General features: G+C 63.6%; 5 protein-coding genes. 4 read left to right on the top strand and 1 reads right to left on the bottom strand.

Going from position 1 to position 5,208, the window contains the following annotated elements; all coding sequences use genetic code 11:
• The coding region (locus EN935_RS21290) for an MFS transporter (RefSeq protein ID WP_127373583.1) at window positions 1-783 on the top strand (783 nt) is incomplete at its 5' end.
• Window positions 784-822: 39 nt separating this feature from the next.
• Here EN935_RS21290 and EN935_RS21295 read toward each other — a convergent pair.
• Entirely contained in the window at window positions 823-1,527 is a 705-nt protein-coding gene (locus EN935_RS21295) for a nitroreductase (protein WP_164757614.1), read from the bottom strand.
• 225 nt (window positions 1,528-1,752) lie between these two features.
• On the opposite strand from EN935_RS21295, the gene EN935_RS21300 reads away from it, so the two are divergent.
• The 3 genes from EN935_RS21300 to EN935_RS21310 form a co-directional block, all read left to right on the top strand.
• Complete coding sequence (locus EN935_RS21300; protein ID WP_164757615.1) at window positions 1,753-2,295, top strand: XRE family transcriptional regulator; 543 nt, start codon at window positions 1,753-1,755, stop codon at window positions 2,293-2,295.
• 20 nt (window positions 2,296-2,315) lie between these two features.
• On the top strand, window positions 2,316-4,769 hold the full coding sequence (locus tag EN935_RS21305) for an FAD-dependent oxidoreductase (RefSeq protein ID WP_109668447.1): 2,454 nt from the start codon (window positions 2,316-2,318) through the stop codon (window positions 4,767-4,769).
• Window positions 4,766-5,208, top strand: a 443-nt coding sequence (locus EN935_RS21310; protein ID WP_164771242.1) for a homocysteine S-methyltransferase family protein, incomplete at its 3' end; no start/stop codon positions are given. The genes EN935_RS21305 and EN935_RS21310, both read left to right, overlap by 4 nt.

A 5,208-nucleotide genomic window follows, 5' to 3' on the forward strand; every position in this document is an offset into this window, starting at 1 on the left:
GTCCTGCTGGTCTTCGGCATGGATTCGCTTGCCGCCAAGGACGCTGCCGGCGGCATCATCGCCGGCGAACTGGCGCTGGCGCTCGTCATCCTGACCGTCGCATCGTTCTACTGCCTGCGCGTGCGCAATCCGCTGCTCGATCTCAAGCTCCTGCGCATCCGCACCTTCCGCATCTCCTTCCTGACCGGTGGCGGCCTGGACACGATCGGCCTCAGCTCCGTCGTCTTCCTGCTGCCGCTGATGTTCCAGCTCGGCTTCGGCATGAGCGCGGTGCAGGCGGGATCGCTGACCTTCGTCGCCGCGGTCGGCTCGGTGGCCATGCGCTTCTTCATGCCGCGCGTCCTCAACCGCTTCGGCTTCCGCCGCGTGCTGGTGTTCAACACGCCGATCGTCGCCGCCATGGTCGCCGGCTTCGCCCTGATGCAGGCGACCACACCGGTTTGGATCGTGCTGACCTATATCTTCGTCTTTGGCGTCTTCCGCTCCGCCCAATGGGCTTCGACCGGCAATCTGGCCTATTCCGACATCGCGCCCGAGCAGCTCGCCCGCTTCAGCGCCCTCTATTACATTCTGTGGCAGCTGGCGGTGGCGATCAGCGTCGGCCTGGCCGCCGCGGCGCTATCGTTTCTGGCTGGCGGCGGTCCAGCCGTCGCTGACGACTTCCGCATCCTGTTCGTGATCGAGGGCGTCATCACGCTCTGCGCGTTGCTCGCCTACCTCAAACTGACGCCGCAGGACGGCGCCCATGTCAGCGGCCACGGCGCCCAGATGAACACGGAATAGTGCATGCCGCCCATGTCGGCCGATTGGCCAGGGCAGCCGCTATTCGCTGAACGTCACCCACTCTTCCAGCGGCACGCGGTCGGTGCGGAAGGTGTTTTCAGGTTTTGACGTGTCTTCATGGCCAAGCGCCATACCGCAGACGACGATCTCTTCGTCCGGAATGTCGAGCACCGGCCTGATCTGCCGGTGATAGGGCGCGAAGGCCGCTTGCGGACAGGTGTGCAGACCTCTGCCCCGCGCCGCGACCATGATGTTCTGCAGGAACATGCCGTAGTCGATCCATGAGCCCTGGTTGAGCCGGCGGTCGATGGTGAAGATCATGCCGACTGGTGCGTCGAAGAAGACGAAGTTGCGGTCGTGCTGGGCGCGCATCTTGTCGACCTCGCGGCGGCCGATGCCAAGCGCGCCATAGAGGCCGAAACCGTTGGCGCGGCGGCGGGTCAGATACGGCTCGAAGAACTGCGTGGGATAGTAGCGGTACTCGTCCCAATCGGCTTTTTCGGCGCGAATGCCGGAATTGAGAATAGCGTCCGATATCCGCTGCTTGATCTCGCCCTTGATGACGTAGACCTTCCATGGCTGCATGTTGGTGCCGGACGGAGCACGCGCCGCAACCGCCAGAATGGCGCGGATCGTGTCGTCGTCGACCATGTCGGGCAGAAATGCGCGCACCGAACGGCGCGACAGGATTGCCTCGTCGACAATCTCGGCATCGCCCGCATTTCGGGTGTTGTTTTTCAGCATGGGCCGTCCCTTAACCCTCGTCTCGACCGGACGTCCCCACTCGCCGTTCCTGCCCGAGCCTTTGCATGAACCGCCAAAATCGCGCAAGCAAATCTTGTGCATCCGTGAAAATCCACTTGATTTTTTCACGAGCTTGATTTCTCATGAAATTTGACCGGATTTTTTCATGAAGTGAGCGTTTTGCCTTCGCCTACAGCAAGAACATTACAGGGAACTGACGAACGCGTGCTGGCCGGCGACATCAGGGCCTTGCGCAGGGCGCGCGGGCTGACGCTCGCCGAGATCGGCCTGAAGCTTGGCCGTTCAGTCGGCTGGGTCAGCCAGGTCGAGCGTGGCCTGTCGACGCCGTCGCTCAGCGATCTCAGAGCCTTTGCTGAACTGTTCGGCGTGCCGATCAGCCTGTTCTTCAGCCATGACGTGCCTGTCGAAAGCGAGCGCGGCGTGGTTGTGCGCGCCGGCCGGCGCCGCACGCTTGGCACAAGCGAATCCGGCCTGGTGGAGGAGCTTCTGTCGCCCGATCTCGGCGGTAGTTTCGAGATGGTGCGTTCGGTCTTCGCGCCGGGCGCGGAGCTGAAGGCCGAGGCGCAGCGGCCGACCGAGGAAGCCGGATATGTCGCGTCCGGACTGTTCGACATCGAGATAGCAGGCGTCTGGCATCGGCTTGGCGAAGGCGACTCCTTTCGCTTCGAAGGCAAGCCCTACCGCTGGCGCAATCCGGGTGCGGAGCCCGCGGTTATCATCTGGGTGGTTTCACCACCTGTCTATTGAGTTTAAGTTTGGAGAAGAACATGGCGGGTTTGCCGAGCACGGCGCGCGTGGTGATCATCGGAGGCGGCGCCGTCGGCACGTCCTCGCTCTATCATCTCGCCAAGGCGGGCTGGACCGACTGCGTGCTGCTCGAAAAGAACGAGCTGACCTCCGGCTCGACCTGGCATGCCGCCGGCAATGTGCCGACCTTCTCCTCGTCCTGGTCGCTGATGAACATGCAGCGCTATTCGACCGAGCTTTATCGCGGGCTGGCCGACGCGGTCGACTATCCCATGAACTATCACGTCACCGGCTCGCTGCGCCTTGCTCATACGAAAGAGCGCATGCAGGAATTCCAGCGCGCCAAGGGCATGGGCCGCTACCAGGGCATGGACATCGACATTGTCGGCGTCGACGAGATCAAGCGCCGCTATCCCTTCATCGACACGCATGATTTGAAGGGCGCACTCTACGACCCGAGCGACGGCGACATCGATCCGGCGCAGCTCACCCAGGCGCTCGCCAAGGGTGCCCGTGACATGGGCGCGAAAATCATCCGCTTCTGCCCGGTATCAGGCGTGCACCGCGAGAACGACGAATGGGTGGTCGAGACGGCACAAGGCGAGATCCGCTGCGAGATCGTCGTCAATGCCGCCGGCTACCGCGCCGCCGAAGTCGGCCGGATGTTCGGCCGCGACGTGCCGATGATGGTGATGAGCCACCAGTACATCCTGTTCGAGGAGATTCCCGAACTGGCGGCATGGTCGAAAGAACAGGGCAAAAAGCTGCCGCTGCTGCGCGACGTCGACACCTCCTACTATCTGCGCCAGGAAAAGAACGGCATGAATCTCGGCCCCTATGAGCGCAATTGCCGCGCGCATTGGGCCACCCACAACGACCCGATGCCGGAGGATTTTTCCTTCCAGCTCTTCCCCGACGATCTCGACCGGCTGGAACATTATCTGGCCGACGCTGTCGCCCGCGTGCCGATCCTGGGCACAGCCGGCCTGTCCAAGGTCATCAACGGGCCGATCCCCTACACACCGGACGGCAATCCGCTGATCGGCCCGATGCCCGGCGTTCCCAATGCCTTCGAGGCCTGCGTCTTCACCTTCGGCATCGCCCAGGGCGGCGGCGCCGGCAAAGTGCTGGCCGAATGGGTGACTGAGGGCCAGACCGAATGGGACATGTGGTCGTGCGACCCGCGCCGCTTCACGTCCTTTGCCTCGGCGCCGGACTATTGCGTCGCGAAGGGCATGGAGATCTACGGCAACGAATACGCCATCCAGTTTCCGCGCCATGCCTGGCCTGAAGGCCGCGACCGCAAGCTGTCGCCGATCCACGATCGCATCAAGGCGCTCGGCGGCCGCTTCGACGCTTACAATGGCTGGGAGCGCGCCACCTGGTACGCGCAAGACGGCGACGACATCTCCGAGGAGGCGACGCTGACCTTCCGCCGCGACGGGCCATGGCACCATCGCGTACGCGAGGAGTGCCTTGCCGTGCGCGACGCCGCCGGCATCTTGGACCTGCCGGGCTTCTCCCGCTTCAACCTGGAAGGTCCGGGCGCCGCCGAATGGCTGAGTCTGCAGGTCACCGGGCTGGTGCCGAAGCCCGGCCGCATCGGCCTCGTCTATTTCGCCGACGACAAGGGCCGCATCGTCACCGAAATGTCCGTCGTCCGCCACGACGACAACCTGATGACGCTGATCACCGCGGCGGTCGCCCAATGGCATGATTTCGAATGGCTGAAATCGCGCATGCCCAAGGACGCACCGTTCAGGCTGATCGACCGGACCGAGGAATTCTCGACCCAGATCCTGGCCGGGCCGAACTCGCGGAAAATCCTCGCCGATGTCTGCGAAGCCGACCTCACTCTGCCATGGCTGACGCATCAGGAGACGAAGATCGCCGGTCGCTGGGCCAAACTGGTGCGCGTCTCCTTCGCCGGCGAACTCGGCTGGGAAATCCACACAAGGGTGGACGACACCGCCGCCATCTTCGACGCCGTCTGCGCGGCAGGTCAACAGCACGGGCTGAAGCCGTTCGGCATGTACGCGCTGGATTCGCTGCGGCTCGAAAAAGGCTACCGCACCTGGAAGGGCGATCTGTCGACCGACTATTCGATCCTGCAGGGCGGGCTCGAGCGCTTCGTCAAATGGGATAAACCCAACTTCCGCGGCAAGGCAGCACTCCAGAACGAGAAGCAGCAAGGGGTGACGAAGCGTTTCGTCACCCTGGTCGTCGAGGACCCCGGCGATTGCGACGCGCCTTCGGTGTCGACGCTGTGGCACGACGGCAAGATCGTCGGTGAGACGACGTCGGGCGGCTGGGGGCATCGCATCGACAAATCGATCGCGCTCGGCATGCTGCGCGCCGATCTGGCCGAACCCGGCACCGCAATCGAGGTCGAGATCTTCGGCGAGCGTTTTCAGGCGATCGTGCAGAAAGATGAGCCACTGTGGGATCCGAAGAACGACAGGCTGCGCGCATGAAGAAGGTCATCCTCACCGATGGCGGCATGGGCCAGGAACTGGTCCGCCGCAGCCAATCCGAGCCGACGCCGCTATGGTCGGCCAGAGTGCTGATCGACGAACCGGATCTGGTGCGCGACCTGCACGCGGAATTCATCCGTGCCGGCGCCCGTGTCATTACCATCAACACCTATTCGGCAACACCCGAACGCCTGGCGCGTGAGGGCGCGGAAGACCTATTCAAGCCGTTGCAGAAGCGCGGCATCGAATTGGCCAGGCAAGCTTGCGAGCAGGCCGGTGAGGCAACCATCGCCGGCTGCCTGTCGCCGCTGTTCGGCAGCTACGCGCCGGCGCTGACCATTTCATATCAGGATACGCTCGACATCTACCGCCGCATCGTTGCCGAGCAGGCGGATGGCGTCGACCTGTTCCTGTGCGAAACCATGGCGTCCATCGAGGA

The sequence above is a fragment of the Mesorhizobium sp. M7D.F.Ca.US.004.03.1.1 genome (assembly GCF_003998635.1).
Lineage (GTDB): Bacteria > Pseudomonadota > Alphaproteobacteria > Rhizobiales > Rhizobiaceae > Mesorhizobium > Mesorhizobium loti.